The organism is Zoogloea ramigera (genome assembly GCF_006539865.1).
GTDB lineage: Bacteria > Pseudomonadota > Gammaproteobacteria > Burkholderiales > Rhodocyclaceae > Zoogloea > Zoogloea ramigera.
This window is the reverse complement of sequence record NZ_BJNV01000003.1, coordinates 1-24,801: the sequence shown is the minus strand read 5'-3', so window position 1 is coordinate 24,801 and position 24,801 is coordinate 1. Positions and strand designations below refer to the sequence as shown.

17 protein-coding genes are annotated in these 24,801 nt (G+C 64.9%); 13 read left to right on the top strand and 4 right to left on the bottom strand.

Annotated features, from left to right (window positions below; all coding sequences use genetic code 11):
• The first annotated feature begins 11 nt into the window (after positions 1–11).
• The 7 genes from ZRA01_RS00905 (at position 12) to ZRA01_RS00875 (ending at position 8,001) form a co-directional block, all read left to right on the top strand.
• Positions 12–566: a rhodanese-like domain-containing protein gene (locus ZRA01_RS00905; RefSeq protein WP_246093241.1), complete on the top strand. Its 555-nt coding sequence runs from the start codon at positions 12–14 to the stop codon at positions 564–566.
• A 78-nt stretch (positions 567–644) separates the two neighbouring features.
• Complete coding sequence (locus ZRA01_RS00900) at positions 645–2,264, top strand: tetrathionate reductase family octaheme c-type cytochrome (protein ID WP_141348867.1); 1,620 nt, start codon at positions 645–647, stop codon at positions 2,262–2,264.
• Positions 2,261–2,872, top strand: a complete 612-nt coding sequence (locus ZRA01_RS00895) for a cytochrome b/b6 domain-containing protein (RefSeq protein ID WP_141348866.1) — start codon at positions 2,261–2,263, stop codon at positions 2,870–2,872. The genes ZRA01_RS00900 and ZRA01_RS00895 overlap by 4 nt, the downstream gene beginning before the upstream one ends.
• Before the next feature lie 20 nt (positions 2,873–2,892).
• Positions 2,893–3,873 (top strand): SLAC1 anion channel family protein, encoded by a 981-nt coding sequence (locus ZRA01_RS00890; protein ID WP_141348865.1) that lies wholly within the window; start codon positions 2,893–2,895, stop codon positions 3,871–3,873.
• Between the two features lie 53 nt (positions 3,874–3,926).
• Positions 3,927–4,598, top strand: a complete 672-nt coding sequence (locus ZRA01_RS00885) for a hypothetical protein (protein ID WP_141348864.1) — start codon at positions 3,927–3,929, stop codon at positions 4,596–4,598.
• Positions 4,599–4,878: 280 nt separating this feature from the next.
• Complete coding sequence (locus ZRA01_RS00880; protein WP_246093240.1) at positions 4,879–6,063, top strand: MFS transporter; 1,185 nt, start codon at positions 4,879–4,881, stop codon at positions 6,061–6,063.
• Between the two features lie 288 nt (positions 6,064–6,351).
• Positions 6,352–8,001, top strand: a complete 1,650-nt coding sequence (locus ZRA01_RS00875; protein WP_141348863.1) for a methyl-accepting chemotaxis protein — start codon at positions 6,352–6,354, stop codon at positions 7,999–8,001.
• A gap of 506 nt (positions 8,002–8,507) precedes the next feature.
• On the opposite strand, the gene lon is transcribed toward ZRA01_RS00875, so the two are convergent.
• The 4 genes from lon to tig form a co-directional block, all read right to left on the bottom strand.
• A complete protein-coding gene (gene lon, locus ZRA01_RS00870) occupies positions 8,508–10,934 on the bottom strand; it encodes an endopeptidase La (protein WP_141348862.1) in 2,427 nt (808 codons plus the stop codon).
• An 85-nt stretch (positions 10,935–11,019) separates the two neighbouring features.
• On the bottom strand, positions 11,020–12,291 hold the full coding sequence (gene clpX, locus ZRA01_RS00865) for an ATP-dependent Clp protease ATP-binding subunit ClpX (RefSeq protein WP_141348861.1): 1,272 nt from the start codon (positions 12,289–12,291) through the stop codon (positions 11,020–11,022).
• A 49-nt stretch (positions 12,292–12,340) separates the two neighbouring features.
• Positions 12,341–12,985 (bottom strand): ATP-dependent Clp endopeptidase proteolytic subunit ClpP, encoded by a 645-nt coding sequence (clpP, locus tag ZRA01_RS00860; protein ID WP_141348860.1) that lies wholly within the window; start codon positions 12,983–12,985, stop codon positions 12,341–12,343.
• A 21-nt stretch (positions 12,986–13,006) separates the two neighbouring features.
• Complete coding sequence (gene tig / locus ZRA01_RS00855) at positions 13,007–14,311, bottom strand: trigger factor (RefSeq protein WP_141348859.1); 1,305 nt, start codon at positions 14,309–14,311, stop codon at positions 13,007–13,009.
• A 396-nt stretch (positions 14,312–14,707) separates the two neighbouring features.
• On the opposite strand from tig, the gene ZRA01_RS00850 reads away from it, so the two are divergent.
• The 6 genes from ZRA01_RS00850 to ZRA01_RS00825 form a co-directional block, all read left to right on the top strand.
• Complete coding sequence (locus ZRA01_RS00850) at positions 14,708–16,630, top strand: PrkA family serine protein kinase (protein ID WP_141348858.1); 1,923 nt, start codon at positions 14,708–14,710, stop codon at positions 16,628–16,630.
• A 57-nt stretch (positions 16,631–16,687) separates the two neighbouring features.
• Entirely contained in the window at positions 16,688–17,956 is a 1,269-nt protein-coding gene (locus tag ZRA01_RS00845; RefSeq protein ID WP_141348857.1) for a YeaH/YhbH family protein, read from the top strand.
• Complete coding sequence (locus ZRA01_RS00840; protein ID WP_141348856.1) at positions 17,953–19,494, top strand: SpoVR family protein; 1,542 nt, start codon at positions 17,953–17,955, stop codon at positions 19,492–19,494. Before ZRA01_RS00845 ends, ZRA01_RS00840 begins: the two co-directional genes overlap by 4 nt.
• A gap of 69 nt (positions 19,495–19,563) precedes the next feature.
• Positions 19,564–20,823, top strand: a complete 1,260-nt coding sequence (locus tag ZRA01_RS00835) for a carbon-nitrogen hydrolase family protein (protein ID WP_141348855.1) — start codon at positions 19,564–19,566, stop codon at positions 20,821–20,823.
• A gap of 106 nt (positions 20,824–20,929) precedes the next feature.
• Positions 20,930–21,541 carry a helix-turn-helix transcriptional regulator gene (locus ZRA01_RS00830; protein WP_141348854.1) on the top strand — a complete coding sequence of 204 codons (612 nt, stop codon included), beginning with the start codon at positions 20,930–20,932 and terminating at the stop codon, positions 21,539–21,541.
• A partial coding sequence (locus ZRA01_RS00825) for a KGGVGR-motif variant AAA ATPase (RefSeq protein ID WP_141348853.1) occupies positions 21,538–24,801 on the top strand: 3,264 nt, incomplete at its 3' end. The genes ZRA01_RS00830 and ZRA01_RS00825, both read left to right, overlap by 4 nt.

Genomic DNA, 24,801 nt, shown 5'->3' with positions numbered 1-24,801 from the left:
CAGGAGAAACCATGATCAAGCAGCTCATACTCGCCGCCACCATCGGCCTCGCCACCCTGCCGGCCCTGGCCGTCGACATCGCCGTGGCCCCCGGCGAGGCCTATCTGCGCGTCACGGAAGGGGACAAGAACATCCTGTTCGTGGATGTGCGTGACCCGGTGGAGATCATGTTCGTCGGCTTCGCCGACACCGTGCACGTGAACGTGCCCTTCATGCTGGTGGACCGGAGCGCCTGGGACGAAAAGCGCAACGTCTTCCGGCTCTACCAGAACCCCGACTTCATCCGCCAGATCCAGGCCGAGCTCGACCGGCGCGGCCTGGGCAAAGACGCGGAAATCATCACCATGTGCCGCTCCGGCAGCGAGCGGGGCGAGCCCAGTGCGGCCTTCCTGCGCGCCAGTGGGTTCCCCAACGCCCGCTTCGTGATTGACGGCTTCCAGGGCCCAGCAGTCAAGGACGGCCCGCAGGCCGGGCTGCGGATCAGGAGCGGCTGGCAGAACAGCGGCCTGCCCTGGAGCGGCAAGATGAACCCCGAGAAGATGTACCGGACGGACCGCCGGCCGTAGGGCTCTCCGCTCCCAAGTGCGCCGACACCACAGCCTGCCGGGCAGCGGCCCCGGACGGGCGCACAAGGAGGAGACACCATGAAAACAATGATGCGTCGTCTGCTGGGGATCGGCCTGGCAGCCTTCTGGCTCGGCAGCGGTGCCGCGACACCGCCGCCGCCCCTGCCCGCCGGCACCCGACCTGCGACGACGGCCGACCACACGCAGTTCGCGGCCCTCAAGGGCCCGTTCAAGTCGGGGCCGGAGGTGACCAAGGCATGCCTGAGTTGCCACAACCAGGCGGCCCATCAGGTCATGAAGAGCGCCCACTGGACCTGGGAGAAGATCAACCCGGCCACCGGCAAGACGCTCGGCAAGAAGTTTGCCGCCAACAATTTCTGTGGCTCTCCCTTGTCGAACGAGCCGCGCTGCACCAGCTGCCACGCCGGCTACGGCTGGACCGACATGAACTACGATTTCACGAAGCAGGACAACGTCGACTGCCTCGCCTGCCATGACAACACCGGCACCTACAAGAAATTCGGCACCGACGCCGGCCACCCCCTCTACGCCGACCGCGAATTCGAGCCGATGGAGGGGCCGCCGGGCAAAAAAGCCTTCAAGGCCCCCGACCTCACCCGGATCGCTCAGCACGTAGGCAGGCCGGGCCGCGCCAACTGCGGCGCCTGTCACTTCAACGGCGGCGGCGGCGATGCGGTCAAGCACGGCGACCTCGACTCCTCGCTCATCAAGCCGTCCCGGGAACTCGACGTTCACATGGCTAAGGACGGCGCCAACATGAGCTGCGCCGACTGCCACACCTTCAACGCCCACCAGCCGTCGGGCAGCCGCTACGCGGCCCGCGCCAGGGACCCCCACGGCATCGACCTTCCGAAGGACGACCACGACCGGGCAACCTGCGAGTCCTGCCACGGCACAGCCCCGCACCAGGCGGCACGTCTCAACAACCACGTAAGCAAGGTGGCCTGCCAGACCTGTCACATCCCGGCCTTCGCCCGCGGTGGTATTGCCACCAAGATGATGTGGGACTGGTCCACGGCAGGCAGGAAAGACGCCGACGGCAAGCCTCTGTTCATCAAGGACGAGCACGGCCACCTGAAATACTCGGCCGCGAAGGGCGACTTCAAGTACGCCGAGAACGTTCGCCCCGAGTACAAGTGGTACAACGGCGTCGTTCACCAGATAACGATCACCGACAAGATAGACGACACCAGGGTGCTCGAACTCAACCGGGTAGAAGGCTCGGCGAGCGACCCGCGCGCGCGCATCTGGCCGTTCAAGGTCATGCACGGCAAGCAGCCCTACGACACGGTGAACAAGACGCTGGTGGTCAATCACGTGTTCGGCAACGATGACACCGCGCTCTGGAAGAACTACGACTACGCGAAGTCTATCCAGGCCGGCATGGACTACGCCGGCCTGCCCTACAGCGGCAAGTTCGGCTTCATCGAGACCCGCATGAACTGGTTCACTACCCACATGGTGGCCCCCAAGGAGAAGGCCGTTGCGTGCCAGGAGTGCCACACGCGGGCCGGGGACGGGCGGCTCGCGGCTATCCGCGACATCTACGTGCCGGGGCGCGACAGCAACGACTGGGTCGATCGCCTCGGCACCCTCGCCATCATCGGGGCCATCGGCACCGGCCTCGTCCATGGCACGGTCCGCCTCATCACCCGCCGCCGGGAGAAGCAGTCATGAACGCCGAACGCATCTACATCTACAAGCGCTACGAGCGCTTCTGGCACTGGTCCCAAGCCCTGCTGATCATCGTGATGATGGTCACCGGCTTCGAGGTTCACGGCAGCTATTCGCTGCTGGGCTTTGCGAAGGCCGTATCGATCCACTCGCTGGCCGCCTGGACCCTGCTGACCCTGTGGGCTTTCACGATCTTCTGGCAATTCACGACCGGTGAATGGCGCCAGTACCTGCCATCGCTCAAGAATGTCGCGGCGATGATTCGCTACTACGCCTTCGGGATCTTCCGGGACGCCCCTCATCCCTTCCACAAGACAGTCGTGCAGAAGCACAACCCGCTGCAACGCCTCGCCTACCTGGCCCTGCTGGCCGTGATCTCGCCCCTGATCTGGGGCTCGGGGCTGCTCTACCTGTTCTACGCCGACTGGCCCCGCCTCGGGCTTGACGCTGTACTCAGCCTCGAGTCCGTTGCGGTGGCCCACGCCCTGGGGGGCTACCTCATCACGGCCTTCTTCTTCATCCACGTTTACCTGACCACCACCGGCCACACCGTGTTCGCCCACATCAAGGCAATGATCACCGGCTGGGAAGAGGTCGCCCCCAAGCACTGACCCAAAGAGAGAGAACCATCATGCAAGCCCCCACCGCGACAAGCCCACACCCCGCCCCATCCCTGGCCCACTTCCCGGTTGCGCTGTTCTCCACAGTAATGGGCACGGGAGGGCTCGCCCTCGCCTGGCACAAGGCCGCGGGGGTGCTGGGCTGGCCGTCGGCCGTGGGGCAGGGGCTGACCCTGCTGGCGAGCCTGCTGCTCGTGATCGTGGGGCTGCTGTACGCCCTCAAGTGGCTGCGCCATCCAGCCGAGGCGAGGGCCGAGCGCAAGCATCCGGTGAAGATGAACTTCGTCCCCACCCTCTCCATCGGCATCCTGCTGGTGGCCGGCGCTTGGTTGCCTTCGTCCCCGGCGGCTGCCCTGCCCCTGTGGACACTTGGCGCCCTGCTCCACCTGAGCTTCACGCTGGTCACCATGAGCGCCTGGATCCACCATGACCACTTCGAGATCCAGCACCTCAATCCTGCATGGTTCATCCCGGTGGTGGGCAACATCATCGTTCCCCTCGCCGGGGTGCACCTTGCGCCGGTCGAGATCTCGTGGTTCTTCTTCAGCATCGGCGTGGTGTTCTGGATCGTGCTGCTGGCGGTGGTCATGTACCGCCTGTTCTTCCACGCACCGCTGGCCCTGCGCCTCACCCCGACCCTGTTCATCTTGCTCGCACCGCCCTCGGTGGGCTTCGTTGCCTGGAGCGGCCTGGTCGGCGGGCTCGACGCCTTCGGACGGGTGCTCTACTACACCGCGCTCTTCCTTGCGTTGCTGCTGGTCAGCAACGCGATACGCTTCTTCAAGCTGCCCTTCTTCGTGTCGGCATGGGCCTACTCGTTCCCACTGGCCGCCCTGAGCACAGCCACACTGCGTATGGCCGAACTGGGTGCAGGGGCATTCTTCGCCATGCTTGGCGGCGTGCTCCTTATCCTGACCACCGGCGTCATCGGCCTGCTCGCGGCCCGAACAATTCAGGCCATCCTACGGCAAGAGATCGGCCATCCCGAATGAGTGGGCTGGCCAGGAGATCGAGATTGCCCCACTACTCACCGACGCCCATCCCCATGACGCTCAAGAAAGTGCTCCTGGCGCTCGCCGCCCCCATCTGCCTGATGCACGCCCCCACCGCGGCGGCCCAGGCACTCTCCCAGGGCGAGCAGCTCACCCTCTGCACCTACACCGGCCAGGCCTTGGGCCGATCGATCACCGATAGCCTCAAGCTGAAGTCCCTCGGAGTTGTCACGAACACCAGCCCGCCATGCGCAAGCCTCGCCTCGGCGATCGGCGCCGGGATGCTCACACCCGGCCCGCATGAGCACACGCTGAGCGTGACGGCCCTCGGAACGGACGATGACGTGCGGCCGATTGTCGAGTCGTTTCGGGAGAACGATGCGATCGCACTCGTCTTCGGCGGAAAGGCCTCGGCAGAGGACACCTACGCCCTGACCAGATCGCTGTTGTCAGAGCTGGCGCGCCGTCACTACACAGGAGTGCTGTTCTTCAATCCGCGTGTATGGCGGCCCCGGCTCCTGGCCCGCGTAGCCGACGACGACCCCGTCGTGGCCGCTTACCTGGCAGCGAAGAGCAACATGTACGCGGCAAGCATCGACGTCAGCCGTGGAAAAGCTCGGCTGCATCAGGTCCACGTCCGGGATGGCGAGCAGACCTTGTCGAGGACGGTCGACACCATCGCCATGCACAAGGCCTGGCTGGCGCTCGCAAAGCGCTCGATGTAAGCCTCTCCACGCTAGACGCCTGGTAGCCGTGCCGAAGCGGCCGGATTCGCCACCCGCCCAGCACACGTGCTGGCCCGTTTGACCCGTCCAGTATCACAGGGTACGGGCCGCCATGCCCCCCATTGATCTCCCTGTGCTAATGTCTCGGCGATATTCGGCACCCGCGCCAAGACACCGGGCCGACAAGCCCTCCAGGCAGTCTACGCAACACTCTTGTGCCGCATGACACCGTGCGCTGATCGGTACGGCACCCTCAGCCTTCCACTTTTTCTCCTCCCCCATGATCGATCGCAGCATTCTCCGCAACGTCTGGCTCCTGGCCGCCTGTCAGGGCATGCTGCTCTGCAACGGTGTCACCCTGATCGCCGTCAATGGCCTGGTCGGGCGGCAGCTGGCGCCCAGCCCGACCCTCGCCACCCTGACGATCACCGGCTACGTGATCGGTGCAGCCCTCATGACGCTGCCGGCGTCGCAGTTCATGCGGCGCTTCGGCCGGCGGGCGGGCTTCATGCTCGGCGCCGTGCTCGGCATCTGCGGCGGGCTGCTGTGCGCCTACGCCGTGCATGTCGGGAGCTTCTGGCTGCTGTGCCTCGGCACCTTCACCTCGGGCAGCTACAACGCCTTCGGCCTGCAGTACCGCTTTGCCGCCGCCGACATGGCCCCCGCCGACTGGAAACCGAAGGCCATCTCCTACACCCTGGCCGGCGGCATCATCGGCGGCTTCATCGGACCGGCCCTCGGCAACCTCACCCGCAACGCCTGGGACGCCGAGTTCATGGCCACCTACGCATCCCTGTCGGCCTTCGCGCTGGTCGCGCTGCTGATCGCCGCGATGCTGAAGATCCCCGACGCGGCCGCCTCCGCCCATGCCGGCGACGACCGCCGCCCGTGGCGCGAGATCGCCCGCCAGCCGGCCTTCATCGTCGCGGTGCTGGCCGCCGCTGTTGGCTACGGCACGATGAACCTGCTGATGGCCGCCACGCCGCTGGCGATGGACGTGTGCGGGCTCGGCTTTGGCGACGTGGCCTTCGTGCTGCAGTGGCACGTGCTGGGGATGTACGCGCCGTCCTTCTTCACTGGCAGCCTGATCCGCCGCGTCGGCGTGCTGCCGGTGCTGCTGGCCGGGGCAGCGCTGATGCTCGGCTGCATCGGGCTGGCCTCGAGCGGCGTCTCGCTGATGCACTTCTGGTGGGCCCTGCTGCTGCTCGGCATCGGCTGGAATTTTCTGTACATCGGCGGCACCACGCTGCTCACCGAAACCTACCGGCCCGCCGAGCGGGCGATGGTTCAGGGCGGCAACGACTTCATGGTATTCGCGGTGCAGGCCGTCTCGTCGGTGTCGGCCGGCGCGCTGGTGCTCGGCCAGGGCTGGTCGACCCTCAACCTCTACGCGCTGCCAGCCGTCGCCGGCGTGATGGCCCTGACCGCGTCCCTGATGTGGCAGCGCCGGGCCGCAGCAGGCTGAGCGCGCCCTTGCCCACCGTGCACATGCGGGTCCGCTAAACGGATCTAGGCCACTTGGCCCTGGTGCACCGGCGGTCGTGACGATGTATCGCTCTGCGCAGACAGCCTGCTTCAGCACGCCGAGGACCGGCCCATGTTCGTCGCAGTGGGCTGGGTGTACGCCTCTCAAGCAATACATCTGAGCATCTTCAATAGTATTTTTCTATGAAATGGATGCCCAAGTACGATCGGCGAGCTGGATCAGCCAAGTCTTATAATCCGCCGCTCAAAAAAATCCGTGAAGCTCATCATGCCATCTCCCTCTTCCCTCACCACAGGACAGCGCCTGGCCCTGGGCTTTGGCCTGGTGCTGGCCTTGATAATCGGAATCACCGCCTTCGGCATCCAGAAGGTAAACCTTATCGACCACACCCTGACTGAAATCACCGAAGTGAATGCGGTGAAGCAACGCTACGCCATCAACTTCCGTGGCAGTGTCCATGACCGGGCCATCAGCCTCCGGGACGTGACCCTGGTGCCCGACGCCGCCGGTCTCACTGCCGCCCTGCAGGAGATCGAGCGGCTGGCCGCCTTCTACCAGACCTCGGCGACCGATCTGGACAAGATTTTTGCCAGCGACCCGGATATCAGCCAGGAAGAACGCCAGTTGCTGACGGCAATTCAGGCCAGCGAAGCGCGAAACCTGCCCCTGATGCAGCGGGTGATCCAGGCGCGCCAGAGTGGCGACGTGGGCGGTGCCCAGGCCCTGCTGCTGGCAGAGGCCCGTCCCGCCCTGAGCGAATGGCTGGCCCGCATCAATGCCTTCATCGATTACCAGGAAAAACGCAACCAGGCCGCCACCGCCCACGCCCGGGAAGTGGCCGGCCAGTTTGCGCTGTTCATGGTGACCCTGTGCGGCCTGGCCATCCTCATCGGCTCCGCCATCGCCTTCCAGATCACCCGGCAACTGAGCCGCGCCCTGGGCGGTGAGCCCAACCAGGCGGCCCAGGCGGTGACCCGCATCGCCAGCGGCGACCTGAGCATGGCGGTACGCGCCCAGCACCCGGACAGCATGCTGGCGGCCGTCTCCCGAATGCAGGACGACCTGCGCAACCTGTTCACCGATATCGCCCAGGCTGCCACCGACCTCTTTCACAAGGCCGACCAGGTGGCCCAGGCCTCCCACAACGCCCGGGACGCCGCAGCCAATCAGGCGGACGCTTCTGCTGCCTCCGCCGCCAGCATCGAGGGGATGACCACCAGCATCAACGAGGTATCCCAGATCGCCCACCAGACCGAGGCCAATTCGGCCCGCACCGCCGAGCTCTCCGAGCAGGGCGTGAAGGTGGTGCAGCAGGCGGCGGCGGAAATGGCCCGTATCGCCAACACCGTGATCGAATCCACCACCCAGATCCGCAACCTGCAACAACGGTCCCAGGAGATCGGTGGCATCGCGAGCGTGATCAGGGAGATTGCTGAACAGACCAATCTGCTCGCCCTGAACGCCGCCATCGAGGCTGCTCGGGCTGGTGAAGCCGGCCGGGGCTTCGCCGTGGTGGCCGACGAGGTGAGGAAGCTGGCCGAGCGCACCCGGAGCTCCACCGCCGAAATCGCTCGCATGATCGAGCTGGTGCAACACGAGACGGAGCAGTCTGTCGTCGCCATGGATACCGCCGCGCCTCAGGTGCAGAAAGGCCTGGCCCTGGCCACCGAGGCGAGTGGCATGCTGGAGGAGATCACCCGCCAGGCCCAGGATTCCCTCAGGAACGTGCAGGAGGTGGTCCGGGCCACGGCACAGCAGGCGGGCACCGCCACCGACATCGCCCAGCACATGGAAAAGATCAGTGCCATGTCCCTGGAAACCCACGGCGCGATGCAGGAAAACACAACAGCCGTCGCTGACCTGGAGCAGATCTCCAGCCGCCTGCAACAACAGGTGAGCCGCTTCAGGCTGGGCTGAGCCAGGCCAGAACCTCGCCTGATCCTTAACCTGGCGGGGCTGGAAGCGAGTGCGGACGCTGCAGCCGTGGCAGGCGCCTCAGGAGCGACGGATCGAGGCGTCGGCCGCGTCGTGGTGGATGTCGTGCCCGACGGGGAATCGAGCCCCATGCCGCAGGGCTTGCCCCCGGGTTCTGCCTGATTTCCTATCGCAACTTCGCGCCTGACAATCCGGCCAAGCTTGACGACCGCCTGCTCGGACGCAGCCCGGAAAGCCGCCATGTCGCAGTGCAAGCCGACTTCATCAAGCGGCGCATCACCATCATCCGCAGCCTGGGTCGTCCCCGGGCTGCTGGCTGAGTCGCCCCGGAGCCCGGCCAAGCTCAAGGAGCTGGTGAGGAAGGCGTCGCGCGAGTGATCAACATCCAGGGAGACTGACTTTCGGCCGCCGGCCTGCGCCCGTGCCGGGTGAACAAACAAGGGCCGGTGCGAACATCGGCCCTTGTTATCTTGCGTACAGCGGAAGGTTTAGTGCTTCACGACGCCACCGTTGTCCGCCGCCGGCTCGGCGGGCTGGGCAACCGCCGCGACATCGGCGGGTGCCGCGGCTTCGGGCAGCGGCTCGGGCATGCGCTCGAGGGCGTGCTCGAGGACCTCGTCGATCCACTTGACGGGGATGATCTCCAGCTCGTTCTTCACGTTGTCGGGGATCTCGGCGAGATCCTTGACGTTCTCCTGGGGGATCAGCGCCCGGCGGATGCCGCCACGCACCGCCGCCAGCAGCTTCTCCTTGAGGCCGCCGATGGGCAGCACCTCGCCCCGCAGCGTGATCTCGCCGGTCATCGCCACATCACAGCGCACCGGGATGCCGGTGAGCACCGACACCAGGCCCGAGCAGATCGCGATACCGGCGGACGGGCCGTCCTTGGGGATCGCGCCTTCCGGCAGATGGATGTGGATGTCGGACTTCTGGTAGAAATCCTCGGCGATGCCCAGCGACTTGGAACGCCGACGCACCACCGACAGGGCCGCCTGGATGGACTCCTGCATGACCTCGCCGAGCTTGCCGGTGGTCATGATCTTGCCCTTGCCCGGCAGCGCCACGGCTTCGACGGTGAGCAGCTCGCCGCCCACTTCGGTCCAGGCGAGGCCGGTGACCTGGCCGATCTGGTTTTCCTTCTCGGCGACACCGAAGCTGTACTTGTGCACGCCCAGGTACTTGTCGAGGCACTTGGCGTTGACGATGACCTTGGACTTGCGCTTGCCCAGCACCAGCGCCTTCACCACCTTGCGGCAGACCTTGGAGATCTCGCGCTCGAGGCCCCGCACGCCCGCCTCGCGGGTGTAGAAGCGCACGATGTCGCGGATCGCGTCTTCGGTGACCGACAGCTCCTCACGCTTGATCCCGTTGTTCTTCATCTGCTTCGGGACGAGGTAGCGCTCGGCGATGTTCACCTTCTCGTCTTCCGTGTAGCCGGACAGGCGGATGACTTCCATCCGGTCGAGCAGCGGCGCGGGGATGTTGAGGGTGTTGGCGGTGGCCACGAACATCACGTCGGAGAGGTCGTACTCGACTTCGATGTAGTGGTCGACGAAGGTGGAGTTCTGCTCGGGGTCGAGCACCTCGAGGAGCGCCGACGACGGATCGCCGCGGAAATCCTGGCCCATCTTGTCCACTTCATCGAGCAGGAACAGCGGGTTGCGCACGGCAACCTTGGACATGTTCTGCAGGATCTTGCCGGGCATCGAGCCGATGTAGGTGCGACGGTGGCCACGGATCTCGGCCTCGTCACGCACGCCGCCGAGGCTCATGCGCACGAACTTGCGATTGGTGGCACGGGCGACGGACTGGCCCAGCGAGGTCTTGCCGACGCCCGGGGGGCCGACGAGGCAAAGGATCGGGGCCTTCAGCTTGTCGACGCGCTGCTGCACGGCAAGATATTCGAGGATGCGTTCCTTGACCTTCTCGAGGCCGTAGTGCTCGGTGTCGAGCACCTTCTCGGCCTCGGCGAGATCCTTGCTGATACGCGATTTCTTCTTCCAGGGCAGGCCGATCAGGGTCTCGATGTAGTTGCGCACCACGGTGGCTTCGGCCGACATCGGCGACATCAGGCGCAGCTTCTTGAGCTCGGCCTGGGCCTTCGCCATGGCCTCCTTGGTCATGCCGGCGGCCTTGATCTTCTTGTCCATCTCCTCGAGATCGGCGCCGTCCTCGCCTTCGCCGAGCTCCTTCTGGATGGCCTTGACCTGTTCGTTGAGGTAGTACTCGCGCTGGCTCTTCTCCATCTGGCGCTTGACGCGGCCGCGGATGCGCTTCTCGACCTGCAGGATGTCGAGCTCGGTCTCAAGCTGGTTGAGCAGGCGCTCAAGGCGCTCGCCGGCGTCGAACATCTCGAGGATCTCCTGCTTCTGCTCGAGCTTGAGCGGCAGGTGGGCGGCGATGGTGTCGGCCAGCCGGCCCGGGTCTTCGATGCCCGACAGGGAGCTGAGGATCTCGGGCGGGATCTTCTTGTTGAGCTTAACGTACTGGTCGAACTGGCTGATGATGGCCCGGCGCATCGCCTCGACTTCGTTGTTCGGCGCTTCGGCGGCCGGCAGCGGCTCGGCCTTCGCCACGAAGAGGGTGCGCAGGTCGTCGATGGAGATCACGCGGGCGCGCTGCACGCCTTCGACCAGCACCTTCACGGTGCCGTCGGGCAGCTTGAGCATCTGCAGGATGTTGGCGATACAGCCCAGGTCGTAGAGGTCTTCGGCCGAGGGCTCGTCCTTGGCGGCGGATTTCTGGGCGACCAGCAGGATGCTCTTGCCGGCCTCCATCGCGTTCTCGAGTGCCTTGATGGACTTGGGGCGCCCCACGAACAGCGGGATCACCATATGCGGGAACACGACCACGTCCCGCAGGGGCAGCAGCGGGAGCTCGATCTGTTCTTCGGGGAGGTCAAGGGTGCTCGACATGATTATTCCTTTAAAGGCACTAAGGCCCCATATGGGGCCCTAGGACATCAATTCAAGCAGCGGGACTGCAAAAATCTGCCTGATGTCAGTTGGAGCCGGATACCTTGGGTTGGTCGGCATAGATCAGGATGGGCTGCGCGCCCCCGTCGATCATGCCTTCGTCGATCACGACCTTGGCCACGTTTTCCATGGAGGGCAGCTCGTACATGGTGTCGAGCAGGACGCCTTCAAGGATGGAACGCAGGCCGCGGGCGCCCGTCTTGCGCTTCAGGGCCTTGCGGGCAATTGCCTGCATGGCGGCCGGGCGCACTTCGAGTTCGACGCCTTCCATCGAGAACAGTTTCTGGTACTGCTTGATGAGCGCGTTCTTGGGCTCGACGAGGATCTGGATCAGCGCCGGTTCGTCGAGTTCCTGGAGCGTGGCAACCACCGGCAGGCGGCCGATCAGCTCGGGGATCAGGCCGAACTTGATGAGATCTTCGGGCTCGACGTTGCGCAGGGATTCAGAGGCGCTCTTGTTCTCGCGGCTCTTCACCTCGGCACCGAAACCGATCCCGACCTGTTCGGTACGGTTGCGGATCACCTTGTCGAGGCCATCGAAGGCGCCACCGCAGACGAACAGGATGTTGGTGGTGTCCACCTGTACGAAATCCTGGTTCGGATGCTTGCGGCCGCCCTGGGGCGGCACCGAGGCGACGGTGCCCTCGATGAGCTTCAGGAGCGCCTGCTGCACGCCCTCGCCCGAGACGTCACGGGTGATGGAGGGGTTGTCGGATTTGCGCGAGATCTTGTCGATCTCGTCGATGTAAACAATGCCCTGCTGGGCCTTGTCGACCTCGTAGTCGCACTTCTGCAGCAGCTTCTGGATGATGTTTTCGACGTCCTCGCCCACGTAGCCGGCTTCTGTGAGGGTGGTGGCGTCGGCCATCACGAAGGGCACGTTGAGCAGGCGGGCCAGGGTCTGGGCCAGCAGCGTCTTGCCGGAGCCGGTGGGGCCGACCAGCAGGATGTTGCTCTTCGCCAGTTCGACCTCATCGTGGGTCTTGGAGAGGTGGCGCAGGCGCTTGTAGTGGTTATACACCGCCACCGACAGGATGCGCTTCGCCGGCCCCTGGCCGATCACGTACTGGTCGAGGATCGCGCTGATTTCCTTGGGGGACGGAAGCTCGCCCTTCACGCCCTTGGCGCCGCCGGTGTCGGCAGTAATCTCGTCGCGAATGATGTCGTTGCAGAGCTCGATGCACTCGTCGCAGATGAACACCGACGGGCCCGCGATCAGCTTGCGGACCTCGTGCTGACTCTTGCCACAGAACGAGCAATACAAGAGCTTCTCTCCGCTCGTTTTCTTGTCCGCCATTACTGCCCTTTCTCTTTGTACTTGTTTTCGTGCCGGCTGCCGGCGCCGGTCAGGCCACGTCGGCGCGGCTCGTCAGCACCTTGTCGACCAGACCGTACTTGACGGCCTCTTCGGCAGACATGAAGTTGTCGCGGTCGGTATCGCGCTCGATGGCTTCGACCGGCTGCCCGGTGTGCTTGGCCAGCATGCCGTTGAGTTTGGCGCGCAGCGCGAGGATCTCGCGGGCGTGGATCTCGATGTCCGAGGCCTGGCCCTGGAAACCGCCCAGCGGCTGGTGGATCATCACCCGCGAATTGGGCAGCGAGAAACGCTTGCCGTTGGCGCCGGCGGCAAGCAGGAAGGCGCCCATGCTGGCCGCCTGCCCGATGCACAGGGTGCTCACGTCCGGCTTGATGAACTGCATGGTGTCGTAGATCGCCATGCCCGCCGTGACCGAACCACCCGGGGAGTTGATGTAGAAGAAGATGTCCTTGTCGGGGTTCTCGGACTCGAGGAACAGCAGCTGAGCGACGATCAGGTTGGCCGTCACATCGGTGACGGGCCCGACCAGAAACACCACCCGCTCCTTCAGGAGGCGCGAGTAGATGTCGTACGACCGCTCGCCGCGGCCGCTCTGCTCGACCACCATCGGGATCAGGCCGAGGCCGACCGGATCCCAGTCGTTACGAGAATACGGGGGTGTCAATGGATTCATATCACGTCGCTCTCTGCTTAATTAAGCCGCATTACCCATAAGGTCGTCAAAGGAGGTGGCCACGTCAGACGTCTTGGCGTTGCTCACGACCCACTCCACCACGTTGTCTTCGATCACCAGCGCTTCGGCCTGGGCCAGGCGCTGCGGCTGGGAATAGTACCAGCCGACCACTTCGCTCGGATCCTCGTAGCTGGCGGCGAAGTCTTCGATGGTCGCGCGGATTTGTTCCGGCTTGGCATGGAGTTCCTTGCTCTTCACAAGTTCCGACATGATCAGGCCCAGCTTGACGCGACGGGCAGCCTGCTCGCCGAACCAGGAGGCGTCGATCGGCAGATCCTTGGTCTGCATGCCGCGGGCTTCGAAATCGCGCTTGGCGTTTTCGGCCAGCTGCTGGGATTCCTGCTGAACCAGCGCCTTCGGCACTTCGATCGGGTGGGTTTCGATCAGCACGTTCATCACGCGCTCCTTGATGCGGGCCTGGATGCGGCGCTTCACTTCGCGTTCCAGGTTGGCCTTGACCTCTTCGCGCATCTTGGCCACATCGCCGTCGGCGACGCCGAGGGACTTGGCGAACTCGGCGTCGATCTCGGGCAGCTTGGGCTCTTCAACCTTCTTGACGACCACTTCGAACTGGACGGTCTGGCCGGCCAGGTGGGTGGCGTGGTAGTCAGCCGGGAAGGTCATGTCGAAGGTCTTGCTCTCACCGGCCTGGAGACCCAGCACGGCGGTTTCGAAGTCCTTCAGCATCTGGCCGGCGCCGATCACGAACGGGAAATCGGCAGCCTTGCCGCCGTCGAACTCGACACCGTCCTTGCGGCCGGTGAAATCGATCACCACGCGGTCGCCTTCCTGGGCGGCACGCTCGATGGCGGCGAAGGTGGTGCGCTGCTTGCGCAGCACGTCGAGGGTCTTGTCGACTTCGGCGTCGCTGACTTCAAGCTGCGGCCGCTCGATCTCCTGGGCGCTCACGTCGCCGATCACGATTTCGGGGTAAACCTCGAAGACGGCGGTGAATTCAAGCGCTTCGGTGCCGCTGGCTTCCTTCGGCTCGATGCTGGGGTAGCCGGCGATGCGCAGGTTCTGCGCCTGGATCTGCTCGCCGAGAACACGCTCGACCGCGGCGCCGATGGCCTCGGAGCGGGCCTGCGGGCCGTACGACTGGGCGACCATGCGGAAAGGGACCTTGCCCGGACGGAAGCCCGGCATCTTGACGGTGCGGGACATCTTCTTCAGACGCGCTTCGACATCCTTTTCGATATCGGCCAGCGGCACGGACATGTCGATACGGCGCTCGAGGGCGCTCACCACGGTTTCCTGGTTGCTCATGAAAATTTCCTGATCGGCTTTGACAAAAACGACACAAAATTTCAGCAGGACGAATGCAGCAAGAACTGTGCCCTGCGCATGACCCGCCGATTATGGACGTCGGAAAAACCTTTAGTCTAACACAGCCTCTGAAATGCCTTGCAGCCACCGCACTGCTGCTTATTCTTGTATTGGGAATCGTGAATCCGTCCACGGATCTTTCCGGAACTTGCGGGCGGAAACCCGCGTCACAGCTAGCGAACAGACTGGATTCAGACTAGAGTGAAACTGGATGCTGCACCGCAGCAAACGTAGCACAAAAACCTGCCGTAAAGGTTTCACAAGACGATCTGCCCCGCGGCGGAGCAAGGCGAACCCGGCGCCAGGACCGGGTGCGAGGCAACAGGGAGACTGCAAATGAGCATTTTCACCAGCTTTCAGACCCGTTTCGAGTCGGCCCGCGAAGAGGAGATGTCGGTCCAGGACTACCTTGAGCTGTGCAAGACCACGCCCCTGGCCTACGCCTCCGCCGCCGAGCGCATGCTCCAGGCGATCGGCGAGCCCGAGCTGGTGGATACCCGCCTCGACCCGCGCCTGTCGCGCATCTTCTCGAACAAGATGATCAAGATCTATCCGGCCTTCCGTGACTTTTACGGGATGGAAGAGTCGATCGAGAACATCGTGTCGTATTTCCGCCATGCCGCGCAGGGCCTGGAGGAAAAGAAGCAGATCCTCTACCTGCTCGGCCCGGTGGGCGGCGGCAAGAGCTCGCTGGCCGAAAAGCTGAAGAGCCTCGTCGAGAAGATCCCCTTCTACGCCATCAAGGGCTCGCCGGTGCACGAGTCGCCGCTGGGGCTGTTCAACCTGGTGGAAGACGGTGCGATCCTCGAGGACGACTACAACATTCCGCGGCGCTACCTCAACACCATCATGAGCCCGTGGGCGGTGAAGCGCCTGCATGAGTTCAACGGCGACATCACCCGCTTTCGGGTGGTCAAGCTGCGCCCGTCGGTGCTGCGCCAGGTCGCCGTCGCCAAGACCGAACCGGGCGACGAGAACAACCAGGACATCTCGTCTTTGGTGGGCAAGATCGACATCCGCAAGCTCGAGCAGTTTTCCCAGGACGACCCGGACGCCTACTCCTACTCCGGCGGCCTGTGCCTGGCCAACCGGGGCCTGCTCGAGTTCGTCGAGATGTTCAAGGCGCCGATCAAGGTGCTGCACCCGCTCCTCACGGCCACCCAGGAGGGCAACTACAAGGGCACCGAGGGATTCGGCGCGATCCCCTTCGACGGCATCGTGATGGCCCACTCCAACGAATCCGAGTGGACGGCCTTCAAGAACAACCGCAACAACGAGGCCTTCCTCGACCGCATCTACACGGTCAAGGTGCCCTACTGCCTGCGGGTCTCCGACGAGGTGAAGATCTACGAGAAGCTGCTCGCCAACAGCTCGCTGTCGCAGGCGCCCTGCGCCCCCGACACCCTCAAGATGATGGCCCAGTACGCGGTGCTGTCGCGCATCAAGGAGCCCGAGAACTCCAGCCTGTTCTCCAAGATGCGGGTTTACGACGGCGAAAACCTCAAAGACACCGATCCGAAGGCCAAGAGCTACCAGGAATACCGCGACTACGCCGGCGTCGACGAGGGCATGACCGGCTTGTCCACCCGTTTTGCCTTCAAGGTGCTCTCCAAGGTGTTCAACTTCGACCACCGCGAAGTGGCGGCCAACCCGGTGCACCTCATGTATGTGCTCGAGCAGCAGATCGCCCAGGAGCAATACCCGCCCGAGAACGAAGCCCGCTACCTGGCCTTCATCAAGGAGTTCCTCGCCCCGCGCTACGCCGAGTTCATCGGCAAGGAGATCCAGACCGCCTACCTCGAGAGCTACTCCGAATACGGCCAGAACATCTTCGACCGCTACGTGACCTACGCCGACTTCTGGATCCAGGACCAGGAATACCGCGACCCGAACACCGGCGAGATCCTCGACCGCAACGCCCTCAACGACGAGCTCGAGAAGATCGAGAAGCCGGCCGGCATCAGCAACCCCAAAGACTTCCGCAACGAGGTGGTCAACTTCGTGCTGCGCGCCCGGGCCAAAAACAGTGGCAAGAACCCCAGCTGGACGAGCTACGAAAAGCTCCGCGCAGTGATCGAGAAGAAGATGTTCTCCAACACCGAAGACCTGCTGCCGGTGATCAGCTTCAACGCCAAGGCCAGCGGCGACGACCAGAAGAAACACCAGAACTTCGTGAACCGCATGATAGAAAAGGGCTACACCGAGAAGCAGGTGCGCCTGCTTTGCGAGTGGTATCTGCGCGTCCGCAAGTCGTCGTGACGCCGGCCGCCGCGCCTACAAAGGCGCGGCAGACCCGCATGAGCCCCGGGAGGCCCCATGGTCCGCATCATCGATCGCAGGTTCGACAGCAGAAACAAGAGCGCCGTCAATCGCCAGCGCTTCATGCGCCGCTTCAAGGGCCAGATCAGGAAAGCCGTGGCCGACGCCATCGACGGCCGCTCGATCAAGGACCTCGACAACGGCGAGGATGTCTCCATCCCGTCCCGCGACCTGTCCGAGCCGCAGTTTCACCACGGCCGTGGCGGCGTGTGGGAGACCATCTTCACCGGCAACGACCAGTTCTCGTCGGGTGACCAGATCAACCGCCCCCAGGGCGGTGCTGGCGGCGGCTCGGGCAAGGGCAAGGCCAGCAAGGACGGCGAAGGCGAGGACGACTTCGTCTTCAATCTCTCGCGCGAAGAGTTTCTGGACGTCTTCTTCGACGACCTCGCCCTCCCCGACCTGGTCAAGACCCAGCTCGCCCGCATCCACGAATACAAGAGCCAGCGCGCCGGCTTCAGCAACGACGGCACGCCGGCCAACATCAACGTGGTGCGCTCCCTGCGCGGCGCCCTGGGCCGGCGGCTGGCCCTCGGCGCGCCCTTCCACGGCAAGCTGCGGGAGCTCCAGCGGGCCCTCGATGAGCGACTTGAGACGCACCCGGACGACGACCCGGAAGTCCAGCGCCTGCGGGGCGAGATCGCCATCCTGCGCGCCAAGCTCGAGGCCATCCCCTTCATCGACACCTTCGACCTGCGCTACAACAACCGCATCAAGGTGCCCAAGCCGACCACCCAGGCCGTGATGTTCTGCATCATGGACGTCTCCGGCTCGATGGACGAAGGCAAGAAAGCCACCGCCAAGCGCTTCTTCATGCTGCTCTACCTCTTTTTGACGCGCACCTATGAGCACATCGAGCTGGTCTTCATCCGCCACCACACCGTGGCCAAAGAGGTGAACGAGGAAGACTTCTTCCACTCCCGGGAGTCCGGCGGCACCGTGGTGTCCAGCGCCCTCGACCTGATGAAGGACATCCTCCACGCCCGCTACGCCAACGGTGCCTGGAACATCTACGGCGCCCAGGCCTCCGACGGCGACAACTGGGAAAACGATTCGCCCCACTGCCGGGAGCTCCTCGCCGAGCGCGTCCTGCCCTTCGTTCAGTATTTCGCCTACATCGAGATCACCCCCGGCGAACCCCAGAACCTGTGGCGCGAGTACGAAAAGCTCGGCACCGCCCACCGCAACTTCGCGATGCAGCACATCGAAGGCCTGCCGGACATCTATCCGGTCTTCCGAGAACTCTTCAAGAAGAAACTCGTATGAGCCCGCCCAAAGCAAAGCGCAAGAAGCCTCTCCCCGCCCCGGGCGAGTGGACCTTCGAACTCATCGACGCCTACCACGCCGAGATCGACCGGGTCGCCCGCGAGTTCGGGCTCGACACCTACCCGATCCAGGTGGAGCTGATCACCTCCGAGCAGATGATGGACGCCTACTCGTCGGTCGGGATGCCGGTCAATTACCACCACTGGTCCTTCGGCAAGAGCTTCCTGCAGACCGAAAAGGGCTATCGCCGCGGCCAGATGGGCCTCGCCTACGAGATCGTCATCAACTCCAACCCCTGCATCGCCTACCTCATGGAAGAAAACACCATGACGATGCAGGCCCTGGTGATCGCCCACGCGGCCTATGGCCACAACAGCTTCTTCAAGGGCAACTACCTGTTCCGCCAATGGACCAACCCCGACGCGATCGTCGACTACCTCATCTTCGCCCGTAACTACCTCACCGAATGCGAGGAGCGCTACGGCGAAGAAGAGGTCGAGCTGCTCCTCGACTCCTGCCACGCCCTGATGAACGTCGGCGTCGACCGCTACAAGCGCCCGGCCAAGCTGTCCCTCACCAAAGAACTCACCCGCCAGCGGGAACGCACCGAATACCTGCAGAGCCAGGTGAACGACCTCTGGCGCACCCTGCCCGCCCAGGCCAGCCGCGCCCACGCCGTCGAGACGCGGCGCTTTCCGCCCGAACCCCAGGAGAACCTGCTCTACTTCATCGAGAAGAACGCCCCGCTCCTCGAACCCTGGCAGCGGGAAGTCGTGCGCATCGTGCGCAAGATCAGCCAGTACTTCTTCCCCCAGCGCCAGACCCAGGTGATGAACGAAGGCTGGGCCACCTACTGGCATTACACCCTGCTCAACACCCTCTACGACGAGGGCCTGCTCACCGACAGCTTCATGATGGAGTTCCTGCACTCCCACACCAACGTGGTCTACCAGCCCGGCTACGACGAGCCCTGGTACCGCGGCATCAACCCCTACGCCCTGGGGTTTGCCATGTGGCAGGACATCCGCCGCATCTGCGAAGCCCCCACCGCCGAAGACCGCCAGTGGTTCCCCGACATCGCCGGCAGCGACTGGCGCGAGACCTTCGACTTCGCGATGCGCAACTTCAAGGACGAAAGCTTCGTCGCCCAGTTTTTATCACCCAAGGTGATGCGCGACTTCCGCCTGTTCGCCATCCTCGACGACGACAAGGACGCCCGGCTCAAGGTCTCCGCCATCCACGACGAAGCCGGCTACCGCCGCGTCCGCGAAATCCTCTCCGACAACTACAACCTGGGCAGCCGCGAGCCCAACCTGCAGGTCTGGGACGTGGACGTGCGCGGCGACCGCTCCCTCACCCTGCGCCACCAGGCCTACCTGCGCCGCCCGCTCTCCGGCGACTGCGAAGAGGTGCTCAAGCACGTCGCCCACCTGTGGGGCTTCGCGGTGCGCCTCGAAGTCGCCAGGGAGGACGGCAGCGTCTCCTGCCTGCACGAATGCCGCCGCGATCGCCGAAGGCACGACGCGCCGCAGGTCTGAATCGACGCATCCACAAACCATTCCATGCAGATACAATTCAGGGCAATTCCCCCAACGGCTCGATGAATCTTGGACCGTATTGCCCGGTATCTGCAGCACGACCCACCCGCCCTCGGCCCCGCCTTGGCCCGCTTCCGTGAGCTTGCCCGCTCAAGGCTTGACGACTGGGAGCTCCGCGACGGGGGATCACTCTCGGACGGCTTTGTTAAACGTCTGCAAGACGGATCGCCACCAACCCCCGCCGAACTCGAAGCCTCCCCGCTCTCCTGGCTCAAGGCGATCGACCGGGAGCTTTTCGACACCACCGCCCCCGGCGCAAAGACCCCCGGCACCCCGGTCTTCGATGGCGACGACAAACATTGGGTCGTGCGCCGGGTACGGCCTGGCACGGGGTTCAATGCGAGGAAATGCAAGCCGGGCTACTACACCCCCTGGCACCATGTTCTTTCCGCCTGCATTGAAGGCATCCCCACCCAGGTCCGGAGTGTTCCTCACGACACCGCCAGGGCCTGCGCGCAAATTGTCGGTAAAAATGCATTCAAGATTGCCATCGCCCGCTTCGAAGATGGCGTCGTCGAAACCTTCTCCCAGTTCGAAGACATCAATCTCTTCCGCATGGAAGGCTTCGACAGACCCCAGACACGCCTGCAGTCCGCCCTTGACGCCCTTTCAAAGGCCTGCCTCGAAGCTGTCGATTGCCTGATCTTCCCCGAACTCACCTTCACCCCGGACATCGCCCGCTCGTTTGCCGAGCACCTGCTCGACTCCGCTCTCAAGTTTGTTCCCAACCTGCCGCCCCTGGTGGTCCTTGGCAGCTACCATGAAGCCACGCGTACCATCGAGCGGCCCGACACCCGCAACCGTGCGCTTCTGCTGGCCCACGACGGCAGCCGACTGATGTGCTTCGACAAGCGCAGCAAGGTGCTCTTCAAGTTCGAGCCCGACGGCCCGGACTGGGCAGAAGCCCTGGCGCCCTGCGAGACGCCCTATGAACTGCTGCCCCTCGACGCCGGGCTGGTCGGCCTGGCGATCTGCAAGGATCTCTTCGACGGCTCCATCAGCGACCTCCTGCGCAAACTCGACCTCGACTGGCTGCTGGTCCCCAGCATGAGCGACAAGCTCACCCAGCACGAAGGTAAGACAAAGCAGCTTCACCATCAAAGCGGCACCGTGTCGATCGTCGCCAACCAGGCCATGCCCGGCCAGGCAGGCGGCAAAAGCTACCCGTGCGGATACGTGCAGCAAGGCCCCAGCCCTGAGCCCTGCGCCGACCCCTTCACCATCGTCACCCTATCTCTCGCTGCTAGCCGATTACGCATCGTGAAGTAATGACATAAATTTCTCACGCCACAGATCTAAACCAAACTAAACTTAAACCGTTAGTTTTGTTTAGCCGCTATTTGACGCGAGAGAACTTGACGCGAGATATTCAGCGATGACCCCGGAACTCCTGCACCACCCCGATCCAGCCCAACTGAGCAGCGTCACCTCCACGGCCGAAATTCTGGCGGCCGTGCGCCAGTTCGGCGCCGACGACGGCTGGTCGCCGCGTGCCCTGCAAACCCTCGATCATCTCCTCGTCGTCTGGACCGCCAACACGGCAGCCCGCCCCGACGACGTCGAGGGTATCGCCGAACTCCAGCAGCTGATCGACTACGTCCGCCACCGCAGCGCCAATCGGCAGCATTTACCCCTCGCCAGCCAGAGCCGCTGGGAGGCGCTCCACGATGTACTCGAATCCCGCCGGCACGCCATCGACGGTCGCCAGCCGGACCGAATCCTAAAACGCGCCCACGTCCGGGCCATCCTCGACCTGATCGGCACGGGCACCACCCAACGCGAGCTGACCGCCGGACTGCAAGGCCGCGATATCGACATCAGCCCCGGCCGCCTGTCCCAGCTCCTCAGCCTGATGGAAGCCCACGGCCTCATCGACCGCAGACGCGAAGGGCGTGAAAACCGCCTCAGCCTCACCCCCGCAGGCCAGCAGGCGGCACCGGCGCCTGCACCGGCAACCAAACCCCTGCGCAGCAAGCTCGCCGCATGACACCCTTCATCGCAACTTTCTACAGCTACAAGGGCGGCGTCGGCCGCAGCATCCTCGCCGCCAACGTCGCCGCCCTCCTGGCCCGCTCGGGCAAGACCCTGCTGTGGGATCTCGACATCGAAGCGCCCGGCCTGCATCGCGTCTCCGACCTGGCCAGCGCCCAGCCCAACGAGCGCGGCTTGTTCGAATGGCTGCTCGACTGGCAGGCTCACAACTTCGATCCGCCCAACGCGGCAGCCTGCAAGAAGCTCGGCGCCATGCTGCTCCCTGTCGAACGCCGCCCCAATCTTTACCTCCTGCCCGCCCATGGCGCCGAGGCCCGCTTTGCCCGTCGCTACCAGGAGATCAACTGGCAACGCTTTCTGGCCGACGACCCCAGCTTGGGCATCCAGCTTTTCCGCAAGCTGATCGACTGGTTTGCCAGCGCTGCCGGCGGCGGCTTCCGCTACATCGTGCTCGACTCCCGCACCGGCATCACCGACATCGGCGGCCTCCTCGCCGCCGTCCTGCCCCACGCCACCGTGCTGGTCGGCAACTACGGCGCCCAGAACACCGGCGGCCTCAGCGAAATCTGGCGAGCCCTCCAACCCCTCACACAAAAATCCGACGCCGACCGCGACCCGCTCCCGCCGCTGCGCCTGCAACTCGTCGCATCCCCCATCAGCAGCCACGACCCCGACCTCGTCGCCGGCCAGCGCGGTGTGTGGCAGCGCGACTTCGGCATCGCCGCCGAAACCCTCATCGAAATCCCGGAATCGCCCCGCCTGCGCCTGCGTGAGGCCATTCTCGCCCTCACCGACGCCGCCCCCGACGACCCCGTCGTCAGCAGCTACGAAGCCCTCACCCGCCGCCTGCAAGAGATCGACGCCGAACAGCGCCAGGAAGCCAGCCTCGCAGCACAAGCCGAGCGCGAGCGCATCACCAGCCCCGACCAGCTCCGCCGCCGCTCCACCGCCGAGCAGGGCAAACGCTTCGAGGACACCACCGCCACCCTGCTGCGCATGCTCGGCTACACCGTCGAGCCCGAGCAAAGCCTCGACGGCATGCGCATCGACCTCGTCGCCACCCTGCGCCAGGGGCTCGAGCACAACACCTACCTCGTCGAATGCAAGGACCACCGGGACGCCATCGGCGTCGACGTGGTCACCAAGCTTCATGCCGCGCTGCAGCTTTCCAAGGCCCGCGCCCTCAGCGCCCGCGGCATGATCGTCGCCCGCCGCTTCAGCCCCCAGGCCCTCGAAACCGCTGGCGGCCTCGGCATCCGCTGCTTCACCCACGACGACCTCGAACGGGCGCTCATCGACTTCTCGCCCTACCTCAACCGCCTCGTCTCCGAGTTCGCCAGCAGCCCGCTCGCCACCTGCTACGTGGACCAGCAGGTCGCGCCCGAACTCAGCCCCGACAAAACCGAGGATCTCCTGGCCTATGCCCTGCGCTGGGCCAAGGGCGACGGCAGCCGGCTGTGGGTGCTGCTGGGCGACTACGGCACCGGCAAGACAGCCTTCACCCGCCGCTTCGCCTACGAACTCGCCCAGCTGGCGATCCGCGAACAAGGCAGCGCCCCGCTCCCGCTGCTGATCAACCTGCGCGACTGGCCCACCAAGGCCAGCCTGGCCGACGTCCTCCACGACCACTGGCACGCCCGCACCGGCGAGCGCCGCGACCCGGCCATCTTCCTGCACCTGCTCGCCCGGGGCCGCCTCGTGCTGATTCTCGACAGCTTCGACGAGATGGGCGTGGCCCAGGCCTACCGCAACGTGGTCGAGCAGTTCCGCGGCCTCGTCTCTGCCACCGCCGCCGATGGTGACGGCCAACAGGCCAACCGGATTCTAATCACCTGTCGCGACCAGTTCTTCCGCGACCGGGAAGACGCCACCCGCGCCGTGGCCGGCCACACCGACACCCTCGCCCCCCTCGAGCAGGCCGCCCGCGCCTTCGCCGGCCGCATCGACACCCTGCCGCGCTTCGACGACGCCCAGATCCAGGACTACCTGCACAAGCGCCTCGGCACCCAAGCCGGCAAAGAAGCCTGGGCCACCATCAACCGCATCTACAACCTCAAGAGCCTCGCCGACCGGCCCCAGCTCATCGAGATCATCATCGGCTCCCTGCCGCGCCTGTCGGCCAGTGGCGGCGCCATCACCGCTGGTGCGCTCTACCTCGAATACACCAACACCTGGCTCGACGACCCGTCCATCCGCCCCGCCGAACGCCAGAGCAGCAGCGACGAACTGCGCTGCATCCTCGAAACCCTGGCCCTCGAACTGTGGCGCCGCGAAGGCCAGCAGATCCACTACCGCGACCTCTCCGCCCTCGTGGACCGCCCCGAAGTCCGCAACGGCCGCGATCCGGTCAATCTCGACGTGGAGCTGCGCACCGCCGCCTTCCTGTCCCGCACCCCCGACGGCTACTACCGCTTCTCCCACCGCAGCTTTCTCGAGTTCTTTCTGGCGCGTGCCCTGCTACGCGCGGTGCAGGACGACACCCTCGCCGACGCCCTCGCCCGTCCGCCGCTGTCCCCCGAGGTCTGCCAGTTCATGGCTGATCTCATGCACGCCTGGAAGCGCGAGGACGCCGTCCGCGACGCCATCCACCGCGTCCTGCTCGCCGACTATCGCCCGCAAGCGTCCGAGAACGCCCTGCGGCTGGGCTACCGGCTCGACCGCCAGGGCCGCCCCAAGGGTCAGCCCGGTCCTTACATACCCAAAGGTTCCCGGCTCCACAGCGCCCGGCTGGCCTTCGAAGACCTCGAATCCATCCGCCTGCCCGGCGCCGACCTGCGGAAGGCCGAGCTGTTGGCCACCCGGCTGGCCCATGCCGATCTCGGCGCAGCCCGTCTGGACGAGGCCAATCTCGACCAGGCGAACCTGGAAGGCGCCGTGCTCAACGGCGCCAGCCTGGTTGGCGCCCAGCTCGCCAACACCTCCCTGGCCGGTGCCCAAGCCATGGGTGCGCAGTTTGGCCTGGCCAACCTGGCTGGCAGCAATCTATGCGGCATCGCGGCCGAGGGCAGCGACTGGACAGCCGCCGCCCTGCGCGATGTCCGTCTGGCGGATGCCAGACTCAATGGGACAAACTTCGGTCTCACCCGCTTCACCCGCGTCACCGCTCCCCGCGCGCTGCTGCCCGCTGGCGCGCCGGCCGGGCTCTTGCGCGGCCAGCCGGCACAGCCCCGCCCACTCCCTCCTGCTGGCCATTCTGTAGCGCTCTCCGCCTGCGCTTTCTCCCCCGACGGGCAGCTCGTCCTCACTGCAGCCGAC